Annotated in this window: 21 protein-coding genes; 11 read left to right on the forward strand and 10 right to left on the reverse strand. The window is 51.0% G+C overall.

The window, feature by feature from the left end; genetic code table 11:
* The first annotated feature begins 89 nt into the window (after nucleotides 1-89).
* From G8770_RS19905 to G8770_RS19930, 6 genes are all read left to right on the forward strand, one after another.
* On the forward strand, nucleotides 90-1574 hold the full coding sequence (locus G8770_RS19905; RefSeq protein ID WP_167191214.1) for a glutamate-cysteine ligase family protein: 1485 nt from the start codon (nucleotides 90-92) through the stop codon (nucleotides 1572-1574).
* On the forward strand, nucleotides 1571-2587 hold the full coding sequence (locus G8770_RS19910) for a M14 family metallopeptidase (protein ID WP_167191216.1): 1017 nt from the start codon (nucleotides 1571-1573) through the stop codon (nucleotides 2585-2587). Before G8770_RS19905 ends, G8770_RS19910 begins: the two co-directional genes overlap by 4 nt.
* Before the next feature lie 272 nt (nucleotides 2588-2859).
* On the forward strand, nucleotides 2860-3354 hold the full coding sequence (locus G8770_RS19915) for a hypothetical protein (protein WP_167191218.1): 495 nt from the start codon (nucleotides 2860-2862) through the stop codon (nucleotides 3352-3354).
* Between the two features lie 122 nt (nucleotides 3355-3476).
* The gene (locus tag G8770_RS19920) at nucleotides 3477-3836 is read left to right on the forward strand and encodes a hypothetical protein (RefSeq protein ID WP_167191220.1); all 360 of its coding nucleotides are present in this window, start codon (nucleotides 3477-3479) and stop codon (nucleotides 3834-3836) included.
* 69 nt (nucleotides 3837-3905) lie between these two features.
* Nucleotides 3906-4364, forward strand: coding sequence for a GNAT family N-acetyltransferase (locus G8770_RS19925; protein ID WP_167191222.1), 459 nt, complete (start codon nucleotides 3906-3908; stop codon nucleotides 4362-4364).
* A 588-nt stretch (nucleotides 4365-4952) separates the two neighbouring features.
* Nucleotides 4953-6446 (forward strand): protein adenylyltransferase SelO family protein, encoded by a 1494-nt coding sequence (locus G8770_RS19930; protein ID WP_208022401.1) that lies wholly within the window; start codon nucleotides 4953-4955, stop codon nucleotides 6444-6446.
* Nucleotides 6447-6672: 226 nt separating this feature from the next.
* Here G8770_RS19930 and G8770_RS19935 read toward each other — a convergent pair whose 3' ends face one another.
* The 3 genes from G8770_RS19935 to upp form a co-directional block, all read right to left on the reverse strand.
* Nucleotides 6673-6846 (reverse strand): YMGG-like glycine zipper-containing protein, encoded by a 174-nt coding sequence (locus tag G8770_RS19935; protein WP_167191224.1) that lies wholly within the window; start codon nucleotides 6844-6846, stop codon nucleotides 6673-6675.
* Nucleotides 6847-6877: 31 nt separating this feature from the next.
* Nucleotides 6878-7258 carry a hypothetical protein gene (locus G8770_RS19940; RefSeq protein WP_167191226.1) on the reverse strand — a complete coding sequence of 127 codons (381 nt, stop codon included), beginning with the start codon at nucleotides 7256-7258 and terminating at the stop codon, nucleotides 6878-6880.
* A 527-nt stretch (nucleotides 7259-7785) separates the two neighbouring features.
* Nucleotides 7786-8430: a uracil phosphoribosyltransferase gene (gene upp, locus G8770_RS19945; protein ID WP_167191228.1), complete on the reverse strand. Its 645-nt coding sequence runs from the start codon at nucleotides 8428-8430 to the stop codon at nucleotides 7786-7788.
* Between the two features lie 371 nt (nucleotides 8431-8801).
* Here upp and G8770_RS19950 point away from each other — a divergent pair, with 371 nt between their 5' ends.
* The 5 genes from G8770_RS19950 to G8770_RS19970 all read left to right on the forward strand — a co-directional run bounded on the left by G8770_RS19950 (nucleotide 8802) and on the right by G8770_RS19970 (nucleotide 14608).
* The gene (locus G8770_RS19950) at nucleotides 8802-10289 is read left to right on the forward strand and encodes an NCS1 family nucleobase:cation symporter-1 (RefSeq protein WP_167191230.1); all 1488 of its coding nucleotides are present in this window, start codon (nucleotides 8802-8804) and stop codon (nucleotides 10287-10289) included.
* A 9-nt stretch (nucleotides 10290-10298) separates the two neighbouring features.
* Nucleotides 10299-10745, forward strand: coding sequence for a YbaY family lipoprotein (locus G8770_RS19955; protein ID WP_167191232.1), 447 nt, complete (start codon nucleotides 10299-10301; stop codon nucleotides 10743-10745).
* A 532-nt stretch (nucleotides 10746-11277) separates the two neighbouring features.
* Nucleotides 11278-12342 carry a DUF2868 domain-containing protein gene (locus G8770_RS19960; protein WP_167191234.1) on the forward strand — a complete coding sequence of 355 codons (1065 nt, stop codon included), beginning with the start codon at nucleotides 11278-11280 and terminating at the stop codon, nucleotides 12340-12342.
* 1 nt (nucleotide 12343) lies between these two features.
* Nucleotides 12344-13735, forward strand: a complete 1392-nt coding sequence (locus G8770_RS19965) for a DUF3482 domain-containing protein (RefSeq protein ID WP_167191236.1) — start codon at nucleotides 12344-12346, stop codon at nucleotides 13733-13735.
* Nucleotides 13736-14155: 420 nt separating this feature from the next.
* A complete protein-coding gene (locus G8770_RS19970; protein ID WP_208022402.1) occupies nucleotides 14156-14608 on the forward strand; it encodes a cytochrome C in 453 nt (150 codons plus the stop codon).
* Between the two features lie 238 nt (nucleotides 14609-14846).
* On the opposite strand, the gene G8770_RS19975 is transcribed toward G8770_RS19970, so the two are convergent.
* From G8770_RS19975 to G8770_RS20005, 7 genes are all read right to left on the reverse strand, one after another.
* Complete coding sequence (locus G8770_RS19975) at nucleotides 14847-15737, reverse strand: LOG family protein (RefSeq protein ID WP_167191238.1); 891 nt, start codon at nucleotides 15735-15737, stop codon at nucleotides 14847-14849.
* A 29-nt stretch (nucleotides 15738-15766) separates the two neighbouring features.
* Complete coding sequence (locus G8770_RS19980; RefSeq protein WP_167191240.1) at nucleotides 15767-17170, reverse strand: MBL fold metallo-hydrolase RNA specificity domain-containing protein; 1404 nt, start codon at nucleotides 17168-17170, stop codon at nucleotides 15767-15769.
* 11 nt (nucleotides 17171-17181) lie between these two features.
* Complete coding sequence (locus G8770_RS19985) at nucleotides 17182-18906, reverse strand: Na/Pi cotransporter family protein (RefSeq protein ID WP_243760589.1); 1725 nt, start codon at nucleotides 18904-18906, stop codon at nucleotides 17182-17184.
* A 39-nt stretch (nucleotides 18907-18945) separates the two neighbouring features.
* Nucleotides 18946-21411: a phosphoketolase family protein gene (locus G8770_RS19990; RefSeq protein ID WP_167191242.1), complete on the reverse strand. Its 2466-nt coding sequence runs from the start codon at nucleotides 21409-21411 to the stop codon at nucleotides 18946-18948.
* Nucleotides 21412-21519: 108 nt separating this feature from the next.
* Nucleotides 21520-22380 carry a F0F1 ATP synthase subunit gamma gene (locus G8770_RS19995; RefSeq protein ID WP_167191244.1) on the reverse strand — a complete coding sequence of 287 codons (861 nt, stop codon included), beginning with the start codon at nucleotides 22378-22380 and terminating at the stop codon, nucleotides 21520-21522.
* The gene (locus G8770_RS20000; protein ID WP_167191246.1) at nucleotides 22377-23906 is read right to left on the reverse strand and encodes a F0F1 ATP synthase subunit alpha; all 1530 of its coding nucleotides are present in this window, start codon (nucleotides 23904-23906) and stop codon (nucleotides 22377-22379) included. The genes G8770_RS19995 and G8770_RS20000 overlap by 4 nt, the downstream gene beginning before the upstream one ends.
* On the reverse strand, nucleotides 23903-24667 hold the full coding sequence (locus G8770_RS20005) for a F0F1 ATP synthase subunit delta (protein ID WP_167191248.1): 765 nt from the start codon (nucleotides 24665-24667) through the stop codon (nucleotides 23903-23905). Before G8770_RS20005 ends, G8770_RS20000 begins: the two co-directional genes overlap by 4 nt.
* Nucleotides 24668-24671 lie beyond the last annotated feature (4 nt).

Raw genomic sequence — 24671 nt, forward strand, 5'->3', positions numbered from 1 at the left:
TCCAGGCACAGACTTTGATCTGGCGCATTGTCTTACTCTCAGCTGTTTCCTAAGCTCAATAAGTAGAATAGCTGAGGGAGTACAGGGTTATGGGGCTTGCTATCGCCAGTGAGGAGTTTACCGCTGAGGACTACAGACGTTTCTCTGCGCGCCTCGGGGGATGCCTTAAAGCCCTCAAAGAGATGTTGAGAGACCCGCAATTTGGCGGCAATGTGACGTCCTGGGGGGCGGAGCTGGAGCTCTATCTGGTCAATAGCCAGGGCCGGGTGGTGGACTGCAACGAAGAAGTGCTTGAGCTGGCCGCAGACCCCCATTTCACCCCGGAGCTGAATCGATTTAACCTGGAATACAACTCCGATCCGGTGATCAGTTCTGCGTCACCGTTCACCAGGTTGCAGAATGATTTTGAAGACGCCCTGGCACGCCTGGACGGCTTCACTCAGGCTTTTGGTGCGCGGCCGGTGGCCATTGGCATACTGCCTACCCTGCAGCGGGACAATTTCGGCCCAGCCCACATGACCGACCTGCCGCGTTACCGGGCGCTGACCAATGCTTTGCAAAACCTGGGGTCAGGGCAGTTCAACATTGATCTTGATGGCAATCCGCCGCTGCAGATTAAGGTCGGTGATGTCACCTACGAAGGCGCCAATACGTCCTTTCAATTGCATTACCGGGTCAGTCCGGCGCGTTTTGCCGATCTCTATAATGGACTGCTTTTGGCGACCCCGATTGTACTGGGGATGTCGGCTAATTCGCCCTCCCTATTTGGTCACCGTCTCTGGCACGAGACCCGAATTCCGCTGTTCAAGCACAGCGTCGACTGGCGCCCTGCCGCCGGTGAGTGGCGGCAACCGGCGCGGGTCAGTCTGGGGCAGGGGTATCTGAGGCGTTCGGCCTATGAGTTGTTTGCGGAGTCTGTGTCTACCCAGCCGCTGGTGTTACCGGTGTGTGGCAACGATGACTACCTGAGCCAATGGCGGGCAGGGCAGCCCCCGGGACTGGATGAGCTGCGCATGCATCAGAACACTGTCTGGTCGTGGTTAAGGCCAGTGTATGACACTGCCGATGGCGGGCATCTGCGCATTGAATTGCGGGTGTTGCCTGCCGGTCCATCCGTCACCGATATGCTGGCCAGTGCGGCTTTTTACATTGGGTTGGGGGAGGCGTTTGCCGACCGGATTGATGATTTGTTGCCGACTCTGCCGTTCAATTACGCCAAGTATAATTTTTACCGTGCGGCCCAATTTGGGCCAGAGGCCAAGCTGGTGTGGCCCAATCCGTTGCGCCATTGTCTGGAGGAGCAGACTTTGCAGCAGGTCGCGCAGTTACTGCTGCCGTTGGCGGAAGAGGGATTGCAAAAAACCGGTCTGGCAACTCAGGAGATTAGTCGTTATCTGTCGGTCATTGCGGAGCGAGTGGCGAATGGACAGACGGGGGCGGTGTGGCAATTACGTCAAATGGATCGTCTGGATAAATCGGCGCCGGTAGGACTTGAGGCTGCGCGGACCATGCTACTGGGGTATATGCACAATCAAAGATCGGGCTGCCCTGTCGCCCAGTGGGGGGATCTATGACACCGCTGCCGATAATTTCAATTCCCGAACAGCTGGGTAATCACCTCCTGGAATTTCTGCAGGGATTGCCTGGACCTTGTTGTATTCATGTCCCTGGTGCAGATCGCTCTCGTTGTCGCTTTGTGGTCACCCTGCTGCACGGTAACGAGCCTTCTGGGGTGGATGCCATCTACCGCTTGTTGCAACAGCCTCTGCAGCCAGTGTGTGATATGTACCTTGCCATTATGAATATCAGTGCGGCCCTGACGGAACCCTTTTTCCGTTATCGGCAATTGCCGGGCAAGCGTGATCTTAACCGCTGTTTCAAAGCGCCGTATGACGATGCGGAAGGCCAGTTGGCGCGCTCCTTGATGCAATTGATTCAAACTAAAAAGCCGGAAGCTTTAATTGATCTTCACAATACATCAGGCAACGGGCCGGCCTTCGGGGTGGCCGTGCATCTGGACAGTCGCCACGATGCTTTGGTCTCCCTGTTTACAGAGCGTCTGATCATCACCGATTTGCAGCTGGGCGCATTGATGGAACTGAGTGAAGAGGCTGTACCGACGGTCACGGTAGAGTGTGGGGGGGCTCAGGAAGAAGAAGCCCACAAAATCGCTTTTGATGGTTTACAGCGATACTTCACGACATCCAATCTGTTTGACCTGAGTGCCGCGCCTTGGCCCATTGAGGTGCTGCACAATCCGGTGAGGCTGGAGTTGGCAGCAGACCTCACTTTCAGCTACGCCGAGAGCCTGCAAGCCAGGGATGATTTGAGTTTGAGGGCCGACATTGAGCAATTCAATTTTGGGGTGGTGACACCTGATACCTTGCTGGGGTGGTGCACCGCCACCGCGGCAACTAAATTGCACATACGTAATGCATCGGCGGCGGATGAAGCATTACAGGCCTGGTTTTCTACTGACAACGGAGAGCTGCGACCTATCAGGCCATTAAAGTTGTTTATGATTACCGCCAGAGCCGATATTGCTCGCAGTGATTGCCTTTTGTATGCCGTTCGCTGTCGTGAATAGGTCTTAACAACAGTGAGAGACGTTGGTAATTGGGTTTACCTGGAGTCATTTGACTGAAATCATAGATTACCTGCAGTGAGTGGCTATAGTTCATACGGGGAGCAGCGGTAATGGCGCTGTCGTTTTACTGGACTTATAGTTTTACGGAGACTGGATTTGTAGTTTTACGGACACTGGATTTGTAGTTTTACGGGATCTCTAGTGTTACTGGATCTGTAGTTTTATGGAGCTGCAGTTGTAATCGTGTTAATCCCTATGTGGAGACGCTGACCATGAACGATAAAATGAAAGATATTATTGAAAAGTCCCAGGAATACCTCAAAGAGATTGCCGACAAACTGGAAGACCAGTACGAAGATTTGTCGGAGGAGGCGGCGGAGGTTTGGCAAACAGCAAAGCCGAAATTAAAAGCATTGAATGAATCATTAGCCAAAGCGACAGCGGCTCTGAAGACCCAGACCGACGAGGCACGTTTGCAAGCACACTTAGCCATTATGGATGCCAGTGATCAATGGATGTATCTGAACAAAACGGTCAGCGAGCTTACGCGCAATGCCCGAGCCAAGGGCTCGGGTGAATTCGAGCGTGCTGAGTTACAGGCCCACCTTGCGAAAATGGAGGCTCGGGATTTTATCAATACACACAGCAAGGAAATCAGCCGTGAATATCAGGAGGCTAAGGACAAAATTGAAAAGAACAGTCTCAAAGCCGCTCAAGAGATAGAGCACGGTCTGGAAACCATTGGTAAAAATTGGGTGAACAAATAGTACATGGCTTAATACTGCGTATCTGGGTGAATACAACGTAGACGGGGTAATCAAGGGAGCACGGGTGAACAACTCCTGGCTGGAAGCGGGGAGCCGGTTAAATCGTTGGTTAACTGCAAACAATGAATACGAAGAATCTATTAATCGGTGTCTTGTTGCTGCTCTCGCTGGGGGTGGGCGCCGTAGAGGCGGTGCTCAGCTGTCAGGGTGAGTGGATTTCCGAGTCCACACACGTGTTATGGGCCTTGATCTTTTTTTTGCTGACGATTCTTTGGGTCGTTGAAGATGCTAAATCGACGCACTTCGAAAAACCGTTTGATTTTGATTTTCTGATGTATGTTTTTTGGCCAATTGCCTTTCCATATTACCTGTTGTCAACCCGAGGGATAAAGGGGTTGAGGCTGCTAGTCGGATTCCTCCTGATTTTAGTCCTGCCCTGGTTGGCAGGGCTGATTGCCCATGTCTTGATCTGTACTGCCTGATCGATAGCACTTGGTGTAAATAAATAGACGCTTAGGGTATGGTGCACGGTACTTGGTGGAGAATATGGTATGTACGATTGGACCTGGAAGAGATTTGAAGAGCTCACGCTGGATGAACTCTATGAGATGTTAAAAATACGGCAACAAGTTTTTACCGTAGAGCAGAACTGTGCGTACCAGGATGTCGATGAACTGGACAAGGTGTCATGGCATTTGTTTGCCCTGAAACAAGGTTCGGGCACCGTCACGGAAATTCAGGCGTATTTACGTATTGTGGACCCAGGCTTTAAATACCTGGAACCCTCCATTGGTCGAGTATTGACCACACTGGAAGCAAGGGGAAAAGGCATTGGAAAGCAGTTGTTAAATAAAGCGATTGAATTTTCTGACGTTGAGTTTCCTGGTTTATCGATACGTATTTCAGCTCAGCAACATCTTGAGAAGTTTTACCGGGAATTTGGCTTTGAACCGGTATCAGCCCCATACGATGAAGATGGTATCCCGCATTTGGAGATGCTCACCTCCTGAGGTCTTTTCCGACATTGAAATTCTGGCTCCTGTATTACATCGCTTAAACTCTGTCTTTTAAATCACATCTGTTAAGCCTGGCCTCTTAAGACAAGTTACTTAAGACAAGTCTCTTAAGCGAACCCAATACAGACCCTGCTGGAAAGCTGCGGCATTGTCAGTGAGCATTCGTTGCTTGTCATGTGGGGTGTCCCACACTTGTCACTTTTGGCACAGAATCAACGGCTGTGCAATGACAGGCTTTATCGTAAGCGTTGGATATGAATAGTCATTTATGTCAATCAATTGCGAGCGATGCCACGCACGGCCGAGTCCACCCCAGGTACGTCAAGATCGAAGCCGGCGGCCTGAAGAAACGGGAGAGTGCTGGGTTGCGATTCGGCGAGTGGAAAGTTTTGGTGCCAAAATTATGAAATAATTGATTGGCTGGTCCTACCAGAAGGGACAACAGTAGTACCGTTTTTCGGTAGCAGGCCAGAGCTTATTAAGCCGTAGCGTTTCGAGCCGGGTGGCTCTCAAGGGTAACCGGTGTTACTGTAAGCGGAAGAACTCAACCTGTTAAGCGATATGTCCGTGATGAACCCAGCAGTGAAAATTCCATTTGATAATACCTATCTCAACGTGGCGGATGCTCTGTTTTCAAAGCAGTTGCCGACAGCGGTCGAGCACCCCGGTTTGATTCGCATCAATGAGGCGTTAGCGGAGTTATTGTTTATAGACCCTGAGCAATTGCGCGGTGCTGAGGGTGTTGCCGTACTGGCGGGTAACGCAATCCCTGCAGGCGCGGAGCCTATCGCCACGGTGTATGCAGGGCATCAGTTTGGCAATTGGAATCCCCAACTTGGCGATGGCAGGGCCATTTTGTTGGGCGAAGTCGTGGCTAAAGATGGCTATCGTTATGACCTGCAATTAAAAGGTGCTGGCCAGACACCCTATTCCCGAATGGGGGATGGTCGCTCTCCGCTGGGGCCGGTGTTGCGAGAGTACATTGTCAGTGAAGCCATGGCTGTCCTGGGCGTGCCGACCACGCGTAGCCTGGCCGCCGTCACGACGGGGGAAAAGGTGGCTCGTGATCAATTTTTACCCGGTGCGATTCTGACCCGGGTTGCGCGCAGTCATATACGGGTGGGAACCTTTCAATATTTTTCCGCGCGGCAGGATCTCGATTCGTTAACACGTTTGGCCGATCACGTGATTTCCCGTCACTACCCTGAGGCTGGCCAGGCCGCTAATCCTTACGTGTCGTTGCTGTCACAGGTTGTTGAGGCACAGGCAAAATTAATCGCACAGTGGCAGTCTATCGGGTTTATCCACGGTGTCATGAACACGGATAATATGCTGGTCAGTGGCGAAACCGTGGATTATGGGCCTTGTGCGTTTATGGAAAACTATGATCCGGAGACCGTGTTTAGCTCCATTGATCACGCTGGGCGCTACGCTTACAGCAACCAACCCCCGATTGCGCACTGGAATCTGGCCTGGCTGGCGCAATCCCTGTTACCACTGGTCGACAGTGACGAGACCAAAGCGATTCAATTGGTGCAGGAGGCGCTGGACAATTTCAAAGAGCAATTTCTCTACCACTACAATCAACGTATGTGCGCAAAGATTGGCGTTGCTCAGGTCAGTGAGGAAGCCAATGAACTGGTGGCGGAGCTTTTGGCAATCATGGCCAAACACCAAGTCGACTTTACCCTGGGATTTCGGGTATTGGCTGAGTGGTTATTCTGGGATCGAACGGAACAGGGGAAAAGCGCTATTGACGCTGCCAGTCTCTACACTCTTCCGGATGAAATGCAGGGCTGGGTGCGGCGCTGGCATGAGTTACTGGCACTGACGCAGCGAACGGCAGAAGATATTGCGGCCATTGCCCGCGGTATGCATGCTTGCAACCCGGTATTCATACCCCGTAACCACCAGATTGAATTTGCAATTCAGGCGGGCAACGCTGGGGATCTTGAACCTTTTCACCGGCTGGTAGAGGTTTTGTCTACCCCGTTCGAGTTTGACGCGCAGAAGTTGGATTATGCCATGCCTGCGACCCCTGATCAGCGCGTACTCAGGACCTTTTGTGGGACGTAATTTCACAAGTTGGGTTACGAAATGTGTTCTAATCCGGGACTGCCTTCCGGTTGATTGAAGGTCAACCGAAAGGCGCAATGACATGCTTGGGTGTGGCGAAACAATCCGCAGAGCTGTGTGGTCAGGAAAAACCGCGCTGGCAGTAAGTTCAGGGATAGCTGGGCCCAATGGCTCTAACTTCAACCCGTGGAAAGAAGCCAGAGCGCGGCTAGTCCACTGGTCATTTTCAATCGATGATGCCCACTACGGTGCCAACACTGGCGCCGATGGCTGCACCCTTACTGGCATCACCCGCTACGGCACCGATGCCTGCGCCGACCGCGGCCCCCTTGGTTGCGGCGCAACCGGATACGATAGCCAGAGCGAGTATTAACATGACCGCTTTCATTGAGTTATTCATCTTCCAGGCCTCATTTATGTGTCGTTGGGTATCATTGCATTGCTTTGACAAGACCCAGCCAAACTACGCCGAGTACCGGGACGTCGAGCTTTGAGTCGTTCGATCTGTACCATGAATCAATTCGACTAATGGCGGCATCAATTGTACTGGCGTCCATGGCAGCGGCGATATGGTTTACAGCCGCATCGGGGTCAAGGTCATTATGTTTGATCTGAATGGCGCGATTGACGGCCACGACATTGGATACGCCCATCAGATAGGCACGTTTTTCATTAAGAGAAGACGCCTGCCAAATGTGACCATCGATCTGGCCAACCTCAGCACTTGCTATCGTTGAAATACCAAGCGTGCCAGATAAGATCAGCAAAAAAAGGGGCAGCTTCATACACCGGTACCAATTGATTCGTTTCATAGTTTTCTCCAGTGACGCAATGGATATGGACCACAAATGATTAAGGGTGCCAGAGCCAGATGCGGCCCCGAACTCCGGAAAATTATAGTTCAATAATTTAGAAATACAGCGAATAGTGTGCAGGCTCCTTGGGGTTTCAACACGGTAAAAGATATACCCTATTATTTTTTATAGGGTTTATTGATTTCAGAAATTGTGAGAATAATATTTAATCAGCGCATTGTGTCTTCGCAAAACATATTTTATGTGCCGATAAAAATTCCCGTGGCGCATTTTTGGGGTGTTGTTGATGTTATTACTTGAGCTAACCGCTTTTCAAAAAATGGGGGGTAGACAGCTGAGTGTTTATGACCAGGGTGAACTGAGCGTGCGATCAGGCTCTCGCATCAATGTTTGACTCTTCAAGACAGGTGTTGGAGTAAAGCAGGAAAACAGCAGGTGCCGATGCAGAGTTATCCGCTTAACCCATTCATCATTGGGTTTTACAGCGGATTGTTTGCGAAGGATGATCCGTCACGGCCAAACAATCAATGCTCGCGATTCGACGTGCCAAATAACCGGTCACCAGCATCCCCAATGCCGGGCAGGATGTAGCCTTTGTCATTGCAGGCCCTGTCGATGCAGGCCGTGTAAACTTTCACATCAGGGTGTTGGTCGGCCAAGGTCTGCAGTCCCTCGGGGGATGCTAGCAGGCAAATAAAACGGATGTGTTTGCCTCCGTGATCTTTCACCTTTTGGATTGCCGCCGAGGCGGAGTGGCCAGTGGCTAGCATGGGGTCCACCACCAGACACAGCCGTTCATTGAGTTGCTTGGGTGCCTTAAAAAAATATTCCACTGCTTCCAGGGTTTTGGGGTCGCGGTATAAACCTATGTGCCCGACTCTCGCTGAAGGAACCAATTCCAGTAAGCCCGAGAGCAAACCGTCACCTGCACGCAATACCGAAAACAGGCACATCTTTTTTCCCGAAAGTACCGGGGCGTCCATGGCTTCCATGGGCGTTTCAATAGATCGGTAAGTTGTTGGCAGATCCCTCGTGGCCTCGTATCCCATCAGTAAGCTGATTTCTTTTAACAGATGCCGAAATTTCCCCGAAGCGGTGCCGCGGTTACGCATAATGCTTAACTTGTGCTGAATCAATGGATGATCTATGACGACAACGTTATCTTTCATGGGTATCTGTCTGTGAAATTAAAACTGCGTTTAAAAAAAATGTCTTTATAACTTGATGACTTTTCTAAAGCGTTTTTCAAATTTAAGTAAAGTCAGGAGGCGTCTTCAGGTCAAGTTTTCAAAAATAGAGCTTTAATCTGACAATAGGGGGTTAAGTCCGGTGGAATGGGCGTGTTTGTATTAAGGTTAAAAGCATTGAGGTTGAAAGTATTTGTGGGTAATGACGGGTAACGGGATGATTGCCGAGGTGGCAGATGAAAATAGGAACACTGAATCACGCTTTCTCAGAATAGATACGCTAAACCGGAAACGCTTTCATCCTATGGCGAGACGCAGACAGTAAAAAGCCCTTTCATACATTGAGATCGGTCATGATTCACACTCCTGAACATCAAACGTTGGTAGCCTCGCATCAGCCGGATGACGCTTTGTGGAATCCCGACCTTGAGCCGGCCCACGTGGAGAGACGCACCTGGAACTGGTTGAATATCTTCTCACTCTGGGTGGGGATGGTTATTTCGGTACCGGCGTACTTGTTGGCATCGGGCCTGATGCAGGAGGGGATGTCGCCCATACAAGCGATTTTAACGTTGTTGCTTGGCAATGTGGTGGTGTTAATACCCATGGTATTGATTGGCCATGCCGGAACCCGCTATGGGATCCCGTTTCCGGTGCTATTGCGTTCCTCGTTTGGCACAGTGGGTGCCCGTTTGCCGGGGGTGTTACGCAGTCTGGTGGCGTGTGGATGGTTTGGTATCCAGACCTGGGTGGGTGGTTTTGCGATTTATCAGATTCTCAACGGTTTGTTTAGAGGCGCATTTATTGGTGAACCGCTGCCTTTGTTGGATATCGATTTGGCACAGTTGATCTGTTTTTTGGCGTTTTGGTTGTTGCAGGTGTACTTCGTGGCCAAAGGCATGGAGTCGATCAAGTGGCTGGAAACGTTGGCGGCTCCATTACTAATACTGGTGGGTGTAGCGTTGTTCTGGTGGGCTTATGTCAATACCGATGGCTTGCAAGGTACGTTCAGTCAACCGTCGGAATTTGTTCAAGGCGGGGCAAAAGAAGGGCAGTTTTGGAGTGTGTTTTGGCCAGGCTTGACCGCGATGGTGGGCTACTGGGCCACTCTGTCTTTGAATATTCCCGATTTTACCCGTTTCGCCCGAAGCCAAACGGACCAGATCGTCGGCCAGGCCACCGGTTTGCCGTTGCCTATGGCCTTGCTGGGCTTCGTCAGTGTGTCAGTGACATCGGCCACGATGGTCATCTATGGTGAGCAAATTTGGGACCCGGTGGATATTGCCGGACGCATGGGCGGCTTTACCGCTCTGGTGGGACTGTTACTGCTCATCGTCGCGACCATCACCACCAATCTTGCGGCCAATGTGGTAGCGCCGGCCAATGGTTTTTCAAATTTGGCTCCCAGTCTGATTTCATTTCGCACCGGAGGTTTTATCACCGCGGTGTTGGGTATCGCTATAATGCCGTGGAAATTGATGGAGACCGCAGGTGCGTATTTGTTTGTTTGGCTCGTCGGCTACTCATCGTTACTGGGGCCAATTGCCGGTATTTTGATTGCGGATTATTTTCTCGTGCGCAAATGCATTCTGGAGTTGGAGAGTTTGTATCAACGAACCGGACCTTATGAATACTCTCGTGGCTGGAATGTGATGGCTTTGGTGGCATTTGTGATTTCAGTAATGCCGAATATCCCCGGGTTTCTGGTGGCGGGTGGCATTATTGAGACGGCTCCTGCATTTTTTATCGACCTGTATCAGTACGCCTGGTTTATCGGTGCTTTTCTCGGTGGAGGGTTGTATTATCTACTGATGCGAGGCCGGGCGCCCATTCATAAATAGGAGTTGAACATGTTGAAATGGTGTTTGTTTGGATTGACGATGGTGATGATGATGTCTTGCTCAGATGAATCTGGAAAATCGTTGGATACGGCTAAACAGGAAGCCGATAATTCTTTGATGCGGGTGATATCGGGAACGGTCTGGTATCGCGAACGTATAGCACTGCCACCGGGTGCCGAAGTAAAGGTTTACCTGGAAGATCAATCGAAGATGGATGCGCCGGCACAAAGGATTACCGAATATACGCACATCGTTGATGGCTCTGGCCCCTATAAATACCGATTGGTTTACAATCCTCGTGCCATCCAGGAAAAGATGCGATATGGCCTGCGAGCCAGAATTGAATATGATGGCAAATTGATATTCACAAGCACAGAGCATATTGATCCATTTGCGTCTGAGCCGGGTACAGAGATAGAGATCATGGTGTCGAAAGTTGGCCGGTCTGCCGAGTGATTGCTTGCCCTGCTGATTCAGCCTGAAATGATCGCTGGGGCCGGTTCACTCCGGCCAGGATCTCAGGGCGCTCTCCATACATTCTCAGCTCCCATGGGTTCTTGTCCCAGCTCCCATGCCTTCTCGCGGAGCCTGTTGAGCGAGGCTAGAGGCTGACAAATCATCGTCAATGGGGGATTGATGGGTGCTATCTTTGGGTTCTGAATGATGATGACGGAGTAACTCAGGTATACTCTGCTGAACGACATCAATGCTGTGTCCACACAGTGATCAGAACCGACAACATACGGTGATTATGGCCTCAATATTATCCTCCAAAGCAGTACTGCAATTCTTTTTTAGAGATGGGGCGACCGCTGCACTGTTTCGCTGGTTAAATTTCCGGCTGTTTGTGGGGCAACAACAACTGAAATTGGCGGCCTCAGAACACACCGACAGTCAGCCAACCTCGGCCACGACTTACTTAATTCAATGGGAACAGCAGGCAGCGAGTACTTTTTCAGTGCTCAAAACGACTCGCTGGGTATTGCTGATGCTCAGCCTGCTGATGGCTTTCATCGGTTTTGGGGCTATGGCGGGGGTATTGAATTATTCCGGCAATCAGCCAATTAATGTATGGATACCGTTGGCTTTGTTTGCCTTTATACCTTTTGGTTTGACCTTAAGCAGCTTCTATTTCTCCGTGTTGTCACCTGCAGAGCAGAGTGAACATGGGCATCCTTTCTTAATGATGTTGGTGAAAAAGCTTAAGTTGCGGGCTTTTTTGCCCTATAAGAATTTGCTATTCCCATGGTTGTTTTGGCAGGCACAGAAAGTGGCCATATTCTTCTCGCTCGCCGCGTTATTGTCCTTCTTTTTACTGGCTACTTTCCAGGATTATCAATTTGGGTGGTCGTCAACCCTGATTACCGATAACGCAACCATGACCCGGATCATGCGGGTGATCACCTGGCCCTGGCACTGGTTCATTGCGTCGCCGTCAGCTGAACTGATCAGTGATACCCGTTTCAGTGCGCTGAATGCAACGCTTTCTGGCGTGAACGAAAACTGGTGGTTAACCTTGGTTATGGCGATCATGGTTTATGGCATCCTGCCGCGTTTTCTGCTGACACTTTTTTTACGCAAGCGATTTGTCAATAAACTCAAGAGAAACATTTCAGGCAGCGGTGATATTGAGCAGTTCGTTGTGGCTCAAACACATCAAGCCAGTCATAATCCCATACAATTCGATGGCCAATTAGAGTTGCCTGACCGGGTCAGCATTGACGATTCCAAGGTCGATCTTATCAGCTGGCAGCAACCTGGATTTCCCCTGCCCGTTGTGAAAAATCTGGGTACCTGTGACTGGCATGAAGACGAACAATGGTTAATGTCTGCCGCCAGTCATCTTGTTAAACCTGTTTTAGTGATCGTCGATCCCGTGCAAACGCCCACCGGAGAGTTGGCCGATTGTATTGATTTGCTGAAGCAAAATAATGTTTCAGTTAGCTTGGTGTTATACACCAATGAGATCGAGGAAAAACGTTTTGTTCAGCAGCTGAAATCCTGGCAGTACTTTGCACAACGTCATCACATTGATCTGAAGAGAGGTGGTTGACGTGTCCAGATCCGTATCGACACCGGTTTTTGCTGTAGTGGGACACCCAAACAAGGGAAAATCCAGTATTGTGTCGACATTGACCCGACAGGATGCGGTAAAGATATCCGAGATTTCTGGTACCACGACCTCGGCACAAACCTTTGATCTTAGTATTGATGGCGTCACCCAATACACATTGGTGGACACTCCCGGATTTCAGCGGCCCAGACAGGTGATGTCCTGGTTGCAGCAGCATTCACCCAACGCGGCAGAACGTAAACACACCGTACAGGCATTTGTGACCCAACAGCTGGAGGCGGCACAGACCAAATACCATGATGAAATAGAACTGCTGCAACCCATTTTGAACGGTGCGGGTATTATTTATGTGGTGGATGGTTCTTTACCCTATACCCCGGAATTCGAGGCGGAAATGAACATCCTGCAATGGACTGGACAGCCTCGTATGGCACTGATTAATCCCATTGGTGGTGAAGCTTATGTGGAAGAATGGCAGAGCGCATTAAGTCAGTTTTTCAGTGTGGTACGGGTGTTTAATCCGATGACGGCGGACCATCAAAAGCAATTTACGGTGTTGTCTGCCTTCGCTGAATTGTATGAACCCTGGCGACCCACAATAGAGTCAACCATCAATCTTTTAAGGCAGTATTATCAGCGTCTTGAGGAACAGGGATCCTTGATTGTGGCAGAACACATCGTGTCCATGCTCAGCCATGTAAGCACAATAAAAGTACCTGCCGAATTTACCCAGGCCTTACTGCAGGACAGGTTAAAAAACGAGTATCAAAATACCTTGCGACAGATTGAATCTGATATGCAGATACAATTGCAGGCATTATTCTCTCACCCGCAAATGCACACCCAAGCAACCCAGCTCATTGCGGATTACCCGGATTTGTTTGATAACAGTCACTGGTATTTATACGGGCTCGATCGTCAAAAGATCGTTGCTTTATCTGCTTCGGCGGGTGCTGCAGCGGGGGCTGTCATTGATATTGGTGTCGGTGGTGCATCCTTAATGACCGGGGCTCTAACCGGGGGGCTGATTTCCGGATTGGCGTCATTGGCGGCAACCTGGAAACCGGATAAGTTAAACATCAAAGGCGTGCCTTTAGCCGGCAAGAGCTTGACGGCAGGACCCGTCAAAGAATTAACCTTTGCCTTTGTGCTACTCGGGCGAGCGGTTGATTTTTTAAAGATGATATTGACCCGAACCCATGCTGACCGCTCGGTGGCTGAACTGAACGATAACAAACTTACCCAGAACATAAACCAGTTATCCAAAGTTGAACAAGTCCAGCTGACGCGACTTTTACAAAAGGCACATAAGGGGTTGAATGAGAAGGAATTGCTGAAATTAAGAGACGCTATATTAACACTGTCCGTGTGAACCCCATTTTTAATATCAATTAGCTGTTTTAAATATTTTTTTGACTACCAATTCTGATATCATAACGTCCCAATGTCATTGGGACGCGACACTTCAGCGAGGTTTTGGCATTCAATTCTTTGAAGAGGCGTTGCTGTTCGGCCGTAACGGCTAATCTGGATTGCAACAGGTGAATGGAATAAGAACAGCCAGTCGGTCTCACCGCCCGTCGGTCGTCACAAAACACGGCTGCTGAGAAAGCTTGCCACTGTGCGATGGCATATTCTCAGGACAATGACGTGCCTTCCCCGTCCCGCCAACGCCATTTTACGAACCATCCCCGATTATTTAGATCAATGGACGGCAATTGGGTCTATGCTTGGTCTGAAGGGTAGCTCGTCAATTTTTCCTAACTTATAGAATAAAATGTATGGAGGCAGCATGACTCCTAAGATTTATGCGGTGTTGTTTATTTCCCTGCTGTCATTGGCCGGTTGCGACACGGGCCCGAAATCCGGAAAAGGTTTTACGCTGCCCGAGGGTGATCCTCAAATGGGGAGACAGGTATTCATCGGCATGCAGTGTACCGATTGCCACTTTTTGGCCAATGATTCAACGGTCAAGCAACCCGACAACCCTCAGTTCAGCATTCCGTTGGGCGGTGAGGTCAGGCGGATTCAAACCTATGGAGAGTTGGTGACGTCCGTCATTAACCCCTCCCACAGCCTGCCCAGTGGTTACCAGAAAGAGGCGATCTCCGACAACGGGCAGTCGAGAATGAGAAATTACAACGACATCATGACGGTGACTCAGCTCACCCATTTAATCACTTTTTTGCAGGACCAGTACGAGTTGCAACCGTTTGAACCCTCGATGTACCCCAGTTTTCATTAACGCTCGATACAGTCTCCTGTTACACCAGGGAATCACACCGACAGGAGTGTAGCGACTGTGGGATTCTGTGTTCTTAGAGTTTGTCCTGGCTCACCATGTGAATATTGGCCTTAAGGATAGTATTGCCCTTCAGCATAGTATTGCTCTTAAGGATAGTACTGTCCTTAAGGATAGACTTTCTCTGTGGCATTCATGAAGACGTCAAGACGGACTTCAGCATCACCGGCAAAGTATTCATTCAGCTAAGCCTTTCATCATTCAACCAATACTTTTCGAGAATGCTCCAGGCCTGCTCGGCGTTATCGACTATGTGAAACAGCTCCAGATCCTTCTCATCAATGGCTCCCTGTTCCACCAAAAACTCAAAATTGATCAACTGGGACCAGTAATGGCTGCCAATCAGAATGACTGGCAGGGGTTTGATTTTGTGGGTTTGTATCAGCGTCAGAGTCTCAAACAGTTCATCCAGCGTGCCAAAACCACCCGGGCAGGCAATCAAGCCCCGGGAGCGCTTTAAAAAATGCATTTTGCGGATGGCGAAATAGTGAAATTGAAAGCTCAGCTCTGGGGGAACATAAGGATTGGGAACTTGTTCGAAAGGCAGCACAATGTTTAAGCCAATGCTTTTGCCTCCCGCATCGGCGGCACCACGGTTGGCGGCCTCCATGACTCCGGGGCCGCCACCAGTAACAATCACAAAATCTTTTCCCCCGCAGGCCAGTGATGTGAGAGTAATTTGATGGGCCAATTTGCGGGCTTCGTCATAGTAACGACTGTTGCGGACCCGATTGTGGGCAATGCGGGATTGTTTAATGTTGTGAGGATCATTCGGGTTCTGGGCTAAGGCGTTCTCGGCCACCTTGAGCAGTTGTTGAGCGACATTGAGTTCCGGAAAACGCGCCCCGCCAAAGATCACAACCGTGGACTCTATCTCCAACTCCTCTTGAATCAAATCGGGTTTTAACCATTCGAGTTGCAGCCGCACTGCTCGTAAATCATCGCGCAGCAGGAAGTTTGCATCACTATAGGCTAACCGATAAGAATCCCCTGTTTCGGGTGTCAGCGTAGCGGCTTCGGCATCGTCTGCGGCGGTTGGAAAAATACAGCTTTTGGGTATGTGTTTTTTCATAGAAGATCTATTGTTAGAGGGTTGGTGAGTTAGAAGTTGATGGTTTCATTCAGCGTCGGTATCTGCGCCGACCAGCCCTGGTTTTTGAGGGCTTTTTGCAGTGCGCACTTGGCTTCTTTTTCCCCGTGTACCAGATAAAGTTTCAGCTTTTTATTTTGGAACGCATTCAACCAGTCTATAAGCTGGGCTTGACTCGCGTGCGCAGAAAACCCGCCCATGGTGTGGATGGAAGCTTTTACCGCAATTTCTTCGCCACCGATGCGGTAGGTTTTGGCTCCGTCCACCAACGAGCGCCCAGGGGTGCCGATCGCCTGAAAACCGACGAAGATAACATGGGATTGTCTGCGCCACAAATTGTGCTTGAGGTGATGGCGAATACGTCCACCATTGCACATCCCACTGCCCGCGATGATGATGCAGCCGCGATCGATGTTATTCAACTGCATGGATTCATCGGTACTCATGGAATATCGCAGTATTGGTAAAAAAGTATGCAGGCTGCTCTGGCTGGCCTGGTGTCTGATCAAGGCTTTGTCTTCGATATTGTAGACATCCTGATAGCGGTGATATATTTCTGTGACTGCTATGGCCATTGGACTGTCCAAATAAACGATCTGGTGTTTCAGCTTGCCTTTTTGATACAGTTCCCCCAGTCGGAAAATGATTTCCTGCGTGCGCCCGACGGCAAACGAGGGTATTAAAATGTTACCTCCATTTTGGGACGCTTCGTCCAACACGGTTTCAAACTCCTGCAGTGTGTCTTCCATCGAACGATGCTCTCTGTCACCGTAGGTGGATTCCATTAGCACCACGTCGGCCTCTGAGACCTGTTGAGGGTCACGGAGTAACGCCGCTTGAGAATTCCCCAGATCACCGGAAAACACCAGCTTCTTTTTGACTCCGGATTCGGTAATGAAAACTTCGACTATGGCTGAGCCTAAAATGTGCCCGGCATCCAGAAAATTAATGTCAATACCCGGCGCGATGTTCAGACGATGATTGTAGGCGACCCCTTTGCAGTAGCTTAGGGTATCGTCAACATCTTCTAAAGTATACAGCGGCGAAATATCTTCCTTACCGGCTCGGCGGCGGTGTTTGTTCTCCCATTCGGCGTCTCTCTCCTGCAGCGAGGCGGCATCTTTGAGTAACACGGCCACCAGTTCACTGGTTGGGTCGGTCATGTACATTGGGCCACGGTAGCCTTGCGACACCAGTAGCGGCAAGCGCCCGGAATGATCCAGGTGCGCGTGGGAGAGAACGACGGCATCAATATCATCAACGGCATAGGGTAGCGGTTTTAAGTTGCCTGCCTCTTCTTCACGACGGCCCTGAAACAGTCCGCAGTCGAGCAGTATGCGAGAATCGTTTACGGATAAGAGATAGTTGGATCCAGTGACGCCCTCAATAGCGCCTAAAAAAGTTAATGTTGCCATAGTGCCTCCAGTTAAAGGTTTTCAACGTGCGGGCTGAGGGGTTGATTTTGGGGCGGTGGAGTATCGGAGTCTTTGCTGTCCTGGAGCTGTGCTTCTTTGCCCAGGTGTTGCTGAGTGGTACCGGACTCTGTGTATAACCGGCGTAAATTGTTGGTGGCCTTGTGCCATTGCTCGCTGATTTTCTGCAAGTTTTCGAGTGCATCAATCACTTCCAGCATCTGCTCAATGGACAATTGTGATTGTGCCCCGGCCAATAATAACTGGGCCTTTGTCTCGTTGTGCAGTTTATGAATATGAGAAAACTGTGTTTTTGAGTGTTTTTTGGCGGCTTCGCTTTTGATAAAGTCCTGCTGTAGGTAAAGATCCACGGTTCGGTAAAATGTTTCGACATCACCGTAAATTCTGTTATCACGAATCAGGTTTAACAGTTGTCGGTACTCCAACAGGTGCGAGGACAGGCCGGTGCATGAGAGAAGGTACTGATCGATTCTCAATAGTGTGGCCAGTTGTTTGATCGTTTCTTCTGACAGGGCGTGTCTGTCTAGGCTGACAATAAAGCGAGAAACTTCGGCCAACAGGCGTTTAATATTGTTGGTTTCGGCATGAAAATCCTGTTCGGTTTGAGGCCGGGATGAAAGCCCTTCGGTAACCATCTGCCGCACCCGTTGACTGACGTCGATCAGTTCCAGCGTGATGGCATTGACTGCCAGTATCGGTGTTTTGGCAATGGCCTTATCCAGGTATTTGGGCAGTGATTGTTTTTGTTGACGGCTGATAAAGCAGCGCTCCAGAAAGTTGGCCAGGCGGTTATTGAGTGGGTAAATCATCATGACCCCGATCACGTTAAACACGGTATGAAACAGCGCCAGCGTGACACTCGGCAGGGCTGCTAGACCCAGAAACCGGCTCAGCCCCTCGATCACCAAAAACATCAGCGGTAATATCAGCAAGGCGACCAGTCCCGTACCCACATTAAAGATCACTTGAGCCAGTGCCACACGTTTTGCATGTGAGGTGGCGGCAATGGAGGCAAGAGCTGCGGTTGAGGTTGTGCCGACGTTCGCGCCAATGATCATCGCTGCCGCCGCGTTAAGGCCAACCATGCCCGAGGTACCAGCGGTAATGGTTAAGGCGATAGAGGCGCTGGAGGACTGGGTGAGAACGGTAAGGGTGATGCCAAGCAACAGGTAAATCAAGACGCCGGAGATACCTTCAGCGTTAAATTGTGTCAAATCGAAAGTCTGGATCACCCCTTCAAACGCTGTTTTCAGCACATCAATGCCGATAAAGAACAAACCAAATCCGACCAGCGCCATGCCAAAGGCCGCCGCCTGGCCCTCCTGCTTAATCAGTTTAATTAACATGCCGATGCCCACCAGCGGCAGGGCAAAGGCGGGAATGTTGAGGTTGAACCCCAGCAGCGCTACCAGCCAGGCTGTCATGGCGGTCCCAATATTGGAGCCGTAAACGATACCCAGTGCCTGCCGCATGCTGATCAGGCCGGCGTTGACAAAACCGATGGCCGCGACGGTAACGGCACTGGAAGACTGCACAATGGCGGTCATGAAAAAGCCGGAGGCAATCCCTTTCAGCGGTGTGTTTGTCCAGTTTGCCAAAATGGATCTTAAAGATTTTCCCGCAGCTTGCTTGAGGCCATCGGTGATCATGTTGACGGCCAGTAAAAACAGTCCCAGTCCACCCAGGACGGCGCCTATCGTGGTGACGTAATTGTCCAAACGGATGCCCTCCTCATGTTGATCAGCTTACCCGGATGGTCACTGGGGAGTGTGATCATGTGTCCAAAGCCAATGGTCTTCTTCTGGCAGGTCAACGCCAAATTCATGGGCATATTCTATACACTCGATCTGTCGATCCCTGAATGCCTGTTTTGCATGAGCACCGCGGTTTTGTAACCCGGGAACCCGGTCAATAACATCAATGGCCAGACTAAAGCGGTCGATCTGGTTAACGATGGCGAGCTCCAGCGGGGTGTTGATGTTGCCATCCTCGCGATAACCGCGCACGTGCAGGTTATCGTGGTTGGTTCTCTGGTAAGCCAGGCGATGGATGAGCCAGGGGTAACCGTGAAAATTGAAAATGATGGGTTTATTTATGGTAAACAGACTGTCAAAGTCACGGTGAGAAAGGCCATGTTCATGTTCGGGTGACAAACGAAATAAATCCACCACGTTGATAAAACGTATTTTCAAATCCGGAAAGCGGTCGCGCAATAATGCGGTGGCTGCCAGAGCTTCCTTGGTGGGTATGTCGCCGCAACCCACCATGACCACATCCGGTTCGGCATCCTGATCGCTGCTGGCCCAAGGCCATATGCCTAATCCCTTGGTGCAGTGTTTGATGGCGTCATCCATCGACAGGTATTGTATGTGCTCCTGTTTGTCACAGACGATGATGTTGATGTCGTTGTGGCTGCGCAGGCAGTGATTGGCCGTTGACAGCAGGCAGTTGACGTCCGGGGGTAAATAGATGCGCGTGACCGCTGGACTTTTGTTGACCACAATGTCGAGAAAACCGGGGTCCTGATGGGTAAAACCATTGTGATCCTGTCGCCATACGGTGGAGGTAATCAGCAGATTGATGGAGGCAATGGGCAGGCGCCAGGGCAGCGTGTCGGCGATGGCCAGCCACTTGGCGTGTTGGTTAAACATGGAGTCTATGACGTGGACGAAGGCTTCATAGGTGGCAAAAAAGCCGTGACGGCCCGTGAGGACATAGCCTTCCAGCCAGCCTTGTAAGGTGTGTTCCGACAACATTTCCAGCACCCGGCCATCGGGCGACAGCTCGCCACCATTGTCATCTTCAGGCAAGTATTGGGCTAGCCACAGTTTTTTGCTGACTTCGTAGATGGCATCCAGTTTGTTGGAGGTGGTTTCATCGGGCCCGAAGACGCGGAAGTTTTCGGGGTTGGACTGCATGATGTCCCGCAGCATCGCACCCAGGGGTTTGGTGTTGTAGGCGCGAGTTGTCGCGGGTAGCGCCACCGCAGCGGCATAGTCTTGAAAGTCAGGTATGCGCAACTCGCGTTTTAACAGGCCACCATTGGCGTGGGGGTTGGCGCTCATGCGCCGGTTACCCTGCGGTGCTACGGCCCTCAGGCTCGTGATCAACTGTCCATCGGGGTCAAACAGTTCTTCAGGTCGATAGCTGCGCAGCCAGGTTTCCAGCATCTTGAACTGCTCTTCGCTGTCATGCACTCCTGGCAGGGGGACCTGATGGGCTCGCCAGGAGCCTTCGATCTTATTGCCGCCTATGGCTTCAGGCCCAGTCCACCCTTTGGGGGAGCGCAAAATAATCATGGGCCAGATGACCCGCTGCGGCTGATTTTTAAGGCGTGCCTGTGCCTGCTGAGACTGTATCTCCTTGAGGCAGGCGTCGAGGGTTGTGGCCATCCGTTCGTGCATGGTGTTGGGGTCCTCGCCCTCGACAAAGTACGGCTTCCAGCCGTAGCCCCGGAACAGGGAAGCGAGTTCATCGTGGGGAATGCGTGACAGCAGTGTGGGATTATTGATTTTGTATCCGTTGAGGTGCAGCACGGGTAGTACGGCACCGTCGCGCACTGGGTTGAGAAATTTGTTGGAATGCCAGGCGGTGGCCAACGGTCCGGTTTCGGCTTCTCCGTCTCCCACCACCACTGTCACGATCAGATCGGGGTTGTCGAAGGCAGCACCAAACGCGTGGGAGAGGCTGTATCCGAGTTCCCCTCCTTCGTGGATGGAACCCGGCAACTCGGGGGTGCAATGACTGCCGATTCCGCCGGGAAACGAGAAACGCCTGAATAACTGGCGCAGGCCTTCGAGGTCCTGGCTCACTTCCGGGTAGACTTCTGAATAGGTGCCTTCCAGATAGACCGGCGCCAGCACTCCGGGAGCGCCGTGACCAGGGCCGGCCAGAAAGATGGCATTGATGTCGAATGTCGTGATCAATCGGTTGATATGGGTATAAATAAACGACAGTCCGGGACTCGAGCCCCAGTGGCCTAGCAGCCGCTGCTTGAGGTGCATTCGTTCCAGTGGCTGGGTTAACAGCACATTGTCTCGCAGGTAGATCATACCCGCGGCCAGATAATTACAGGCGCGCCAGAAGGCATCCAGTTTGTGAAGCTCATCAGGCGTTAGCGTCGTCTGAGGCTGCGCGGCGGTGTCATTGGTGTCGGTGTTGTGATTCGTATCGGTGTCATTGGTATCGGTGTTGTCATTCGCGCCGGTACTGTTGTTGCTCATGGTATAAATCCAATTGATGTGTGAGAGTAATAACCCGTGTAGTTAATGTCCGTAACAATCGGGTAAAGGTAAAAGTTACGGCGTCGGCGAATTTTGCGGAGTGACATGTCATGGCTCTGGCTTGTCCAGGGTATTCAGCAAAATAATTTCCAGCTCTTCGGTAATGGTTTCTTGCCGCAAATGGTTGTGTTTTTTGGCCAATTCCAGATGCTGATTGTCGATCTGGTCGAGAGCGTTTCGCAAGTGCTCCACGCGCTGTTCGTTCTCGGCGACGAAGGAGGTGGTCAACAGGTAATTGAGGTGAGAATACACATATTGGCCCATCAGCTCTGTCAGTAACTCGGCGGGCGCAAGATTGGTTAGCGGGGGGTAAGACGTTGTGGTTGATTGAGACCGAGGATTTTCCATAAACCCTTCGAGCAACTTTACCTGGCGAACTTGTTTGTGTCTGTCATCGTGAAATACCACGGTTACCGACTCAAAACCTCCTGCGGGAGGAGCCGTGGATAATAACTCAACCACAGCAGCCAGGGTGGTCTTAATTTCGGCCGCTACGTTAGCTCCCGACAATGGCGTGAGTGCATGGGAGAGATGCTGAAGCTTGTTCCATAATCGATAACCCACTACGATCAACTGACACTGTTCAAGCACGTGCGTGTCGATGGATTGTGTCAGTGTATCGACCACTCGTGCATTGAAATCGCCACAGAAACCACGCTCGCTGCCAATTAAAATAAGCACATTGGGGCAGTTTGAAAATGGTTGGTCCGTGGCAGAATGAACAGCATCAAATGTGGTCATGAAATCACTCACGGCTGATTGCATGGCGCTGATGCCCTGGCGTTGATTGTCGAGCGTGTGGCGAGACTGTTGCATTTCAATCAGGGCAATGGTTTTAATGCTGTCCATAATCTTTCCAATTTCATCCAGCAATTTCCTCTGTTGGCGGATAGCTTGCAGGTTACTCATAACACGGAACCTGGATCGTTGACGTTGCATGACGCTGATTGAGGCAGTTGCTCCTGATACCAGGGCCGCAAGGCTACTACCCAATTCTGTCGGGGCGAATCCAGGGTCAGGTTAAGCGTCTTGACGTGGTCGCGCAGGCTATTCAACGTGTCGACGCTTGTATCCATCGATAACTCGTCAAACCAGTGTTCATTGAAGGCAATCAGCCAGGCCAAATTAAACGTCGGCGATACCGGCTCGAGACGATGCTGGATCAGCAGTTTTCGCAGTATCTGTCCACGTTTCAGGATCTGTTCCATGCCGGCTTCAAGGCGGGCGCCAAAACGCGTGAAAACTTCCAGTTCCAAAAATTGTAAATAGTCGAGTTTGGTCCTCCCGGCCTCTTCCTTAATAGCGGCGGATTGGCCTTTACCACCAATTCGCGATACCGATTTGGAGATGTCGATAGCGGGGCGAAAACCCGAATTGAACAATTGCGCATCCAGATAAATCTGGCCATCGGTAATGGATATCAAGTTGGTGGGAATGTACGCAGAGATTTCACCTTGCTGTGTTTCCACAATCGGCAGTGCCGTCATGCTGCCACCACCAAATTCTGCATTGAGATGAGTGGCGCGCTCCAGCAAGCGTGCGTGTAAAAAGAAAATGTCACCGGGATAGGCTTCGCGACCCGGTGGACGACGCAACAGCAGGGACAGCTCTCTATAGGCGTGGGCGTGAGTGGTCAGATCGTCATAGACGATCAGGGTATCTTTACCTTGCTGCATCCAGGCTTCGGCGATCGCACAGCCGGCAAAAGGAGCAATGTATTTTTCTCCGGCCAAGGCACTGGCTTCACTCACGACCACACAGGTGTAGTCCATGGCGCCGTGTTCACGCAGATACCTCAGGGTACTGGTAACGGCTGATCGACGTTGCCCAATGAGTACGTAGACACAGCGCGTGTGGTGGTTTTTTTGGCTGATGACGGCATCTATGGCCAGTGAACTGCGTCCCAACCCCTCGTCACCGATAATCAACTGCCGCTGGCCTTTGCCAATGGGAATCAGGGTGTCGATGATTTTGTTACCGCTGTATAACGGCTGTTTCACAAAGTCACGTTGGTAGATGGTGGGGGCACGGGTATCGAGCAATTGCCGTTGTGTGCACTGCGCTGCGTCCTGGCCGTCCAGCGGGTCCCCCAGTGGAGTAATGACCCGGCCCAGTAACCCATCGTCGACCGGTATACTTAGTTGTCTTTTGCTCAGGTGAACCGAGGTGCCGGACGCAAGGGCCGGCGTTTCTTTAAGGAGTATGGCCCCCAATGTTGATGGACTTAAATGAAAGACAAGACCCTGGCTGCCATCTTCAAACCACAGCAACTCATCCATGGCTGCCGAGGGCAGGCCATTTACCCAGGCAATGCCGTCGCCAACGGCGGTTACTTCACCCACTTCCCCAAATCGAGGGCTGAACTGATAGTCGTCCACATGCTCCGTTAAACGTGACAGAGGAGAGTTTTTACGGTTAGCCGGGGTCTCTGTCATTGACAAGCTCCGCCATCATTAACCAACACCTCGGTAAAAAAATGCAGCTCGTTGGCCAGGCTGGCCTGTATGAACAAGGGCCCAGCGAGGATATGGACACCACTGATCAGTGCGGCATCCTCAATATATTGAAGTTGTAAATCCACATTGCCAGTGATGTCTGACAGGGTCTGTGCCAGTCGTTGACGCTGTGGATCGCACATGGGGTAGGCTGACCGGATGGCAACCGAATCTCCGGGGTGAGCCAGCGACGCTTTGAGCTCATCTTTACGCTCAGAGGGTAGCCGGTTAAGCTCTTCACAGGTGACCTGAATAATCAAGCTCTCAAGTTCGGCTCCGCTAAAGCGCGACAGCAGCCGTGCACAAAACTTCGCACTGACCTCAATCGCTTGTTGCTCCAGTCGCTTAAGTGCTTCTGCCCGCTGATGCTGGTCGGCTATTTTGCGTCGTTCACGTTCACCATCCAGTTCCTTATCCAGTGCGGCTAGACGTAATTTACGTTCGCTGTCGATGCTTTTTTGCAGTAACAGTTTTGCCTGCTGCTGTTCATGCTCACGCTCGGCCAGTTGTCTTTGCTGTTGTTGCAGCAGCGCTTCGGCCTGTTGTTTTTGTTCATTGGCACTGGCGAGATCCTGTTCAATGGCCGCGCGTCGTTTTTCTACTGCGCCCATTACGGGTTTGTACAGAAACCGTTTGAGAAGCCAAAGCAGCACCAAAAAATTCAGGATTTCCAGCGCGAAAGTGGTCCAGTTCAGTTCCAAGAGT

It is taken from the genome of Pseudomaricurvus hydrocarbonicus, assembly GCF_011602365.1.
GTDB lineage: Bacteria > Pseudomonadota > Gammaproteobacteria > Pseudomonadales > Cellvibrionaceae > Pseudomaricurvus > Pseudomaricurvus hydrocarbonicus.

What these genes read in the sequence shown, in the direction of transcription:
- G8770_RS19905 (WP_167191214.1), top strand. Translation starts at nt 90, where the DNA reads ATGGGGCTTGCTATCGCCAGTGAGGAGTTTACCGCTGAGGACTACAGA.
- G8770_RS19910 (WP_167191216.1), top strand. Translation starts at nt 1,571, where the DNA reads ATGACACCGCTGCCGATAATTTCAATTCCCGAACAGCTGGGTAATCAC.
- G8770_RS19915 (WP_167191218.1), top strand. Translation starts at nt 2,860, where the DNA reads ATGAACGATAAAATGAAAGATATTATTGAAAAGTCCCAGGAATACCTC.
- G8770_RS19920 (WP_167191220.1), top strand. Translation starts at nt 3,477, where the DNA reads ATGAATACGAAGAATCTATTAATCGGTGTCTTGTTGCTGCTCTCGCTG.
- G8770_RS19925 (WP_167191222.1), top strand. Translation starts at nt 3,906, where the DNA reads ATGTACGATTGGACCTGGAAGAGATTTGAAGAGCTCACGCTGGATGAA.
- G8770_RS19935 (WP_167191224.1), bottom strand. Translation starts at nt 6,846, where the DNA reads ATGAATAACTCAATGAAAGCGGTCATGTTAATACTCGCTCTGGCTATC.
- G8770_RS19940 (WP_167191226.1), bottom strand. Translation starts at nt 7,258, where the DNA reads ATGAAACGAATCAATTGGTACCGGTGTATGAAGCTGCCCCTTTTTTTG.
- upp (WP_167191228.1), bottom strand. Translation starts at nt 8,430, where the DNA reads ATGAAAGATAACGTTGTCGTCATAGATCATCCATTGATTCAGCACAAG.
- G8770_RS19950 (WP_167191230.1), top strand. Translation starts at nt 8,802, where the DNA reads ATGATTCACACTCCTGAACATCAAACGTTGGTAGCCTCGCATCAGCCG.
- G8770_RS19955 (WP_167191232.1), top strand. Translation starts at nt 10,299, where the DNA reads ATGTTGAAATGGTGTTTGTTTGGATTGACGATGGTGATGATGATGTCT.
- G8770_RS19960 (WP_167191234.1), top strand. Translation starts at nt 11,278, where the DNA reads ATGCTCAGCCTGCTGATGGCTTTCATCGGTTTTGGGGCTATGGCGGGG.
- G8770_RS19970 (WP_208022402.1), top strand. Translation starts at nt 14,156, where the DNA reads ATGACTCCTAAGATTTATGCGGTGTTGTTTATTTCCCTGCTGTCATTG.
- G8770_RS19975 (WP_167191238.1), bottom strand. Translation starts at nt 15,737, where the DNA reads ATGAAAAAACACATACCCAAAAGCTGTATTTTTCCAACCGCCGCAGAC.
- G8770_RS19980 (WP_167191240.1), bottom strand. Translation starts at nt 17,170, where the DNA reads ATGGCAACATTAACTTTTTTAGGCGCTATTGAGGGCGTCACTGGATCC.
- G8770_RS19990 (WP_167191242.1), bottom strand. Translation starts at nt 21,411, where the DNA reads ATGAGCAACAACAGTACCGGCGCGAATGACAACACCGATACCAATGAC.
- G8770_RS19995 (WP_167191244.1), bottom strand. Translation starts at nt 22,380, where the DNA reads ATGAGTAACCTGCAAGCTATCCGCCAACAGAGGAAATTGCTGGATGAA.
- G8770_RS20000 (WP_167191246.1), bottom strand. Translation starts at nt 23,906, where the DNA reads ATGACAGAGACCCCGGCTAACCGTAAAAACTCTCCTCTGTCACGTTTA.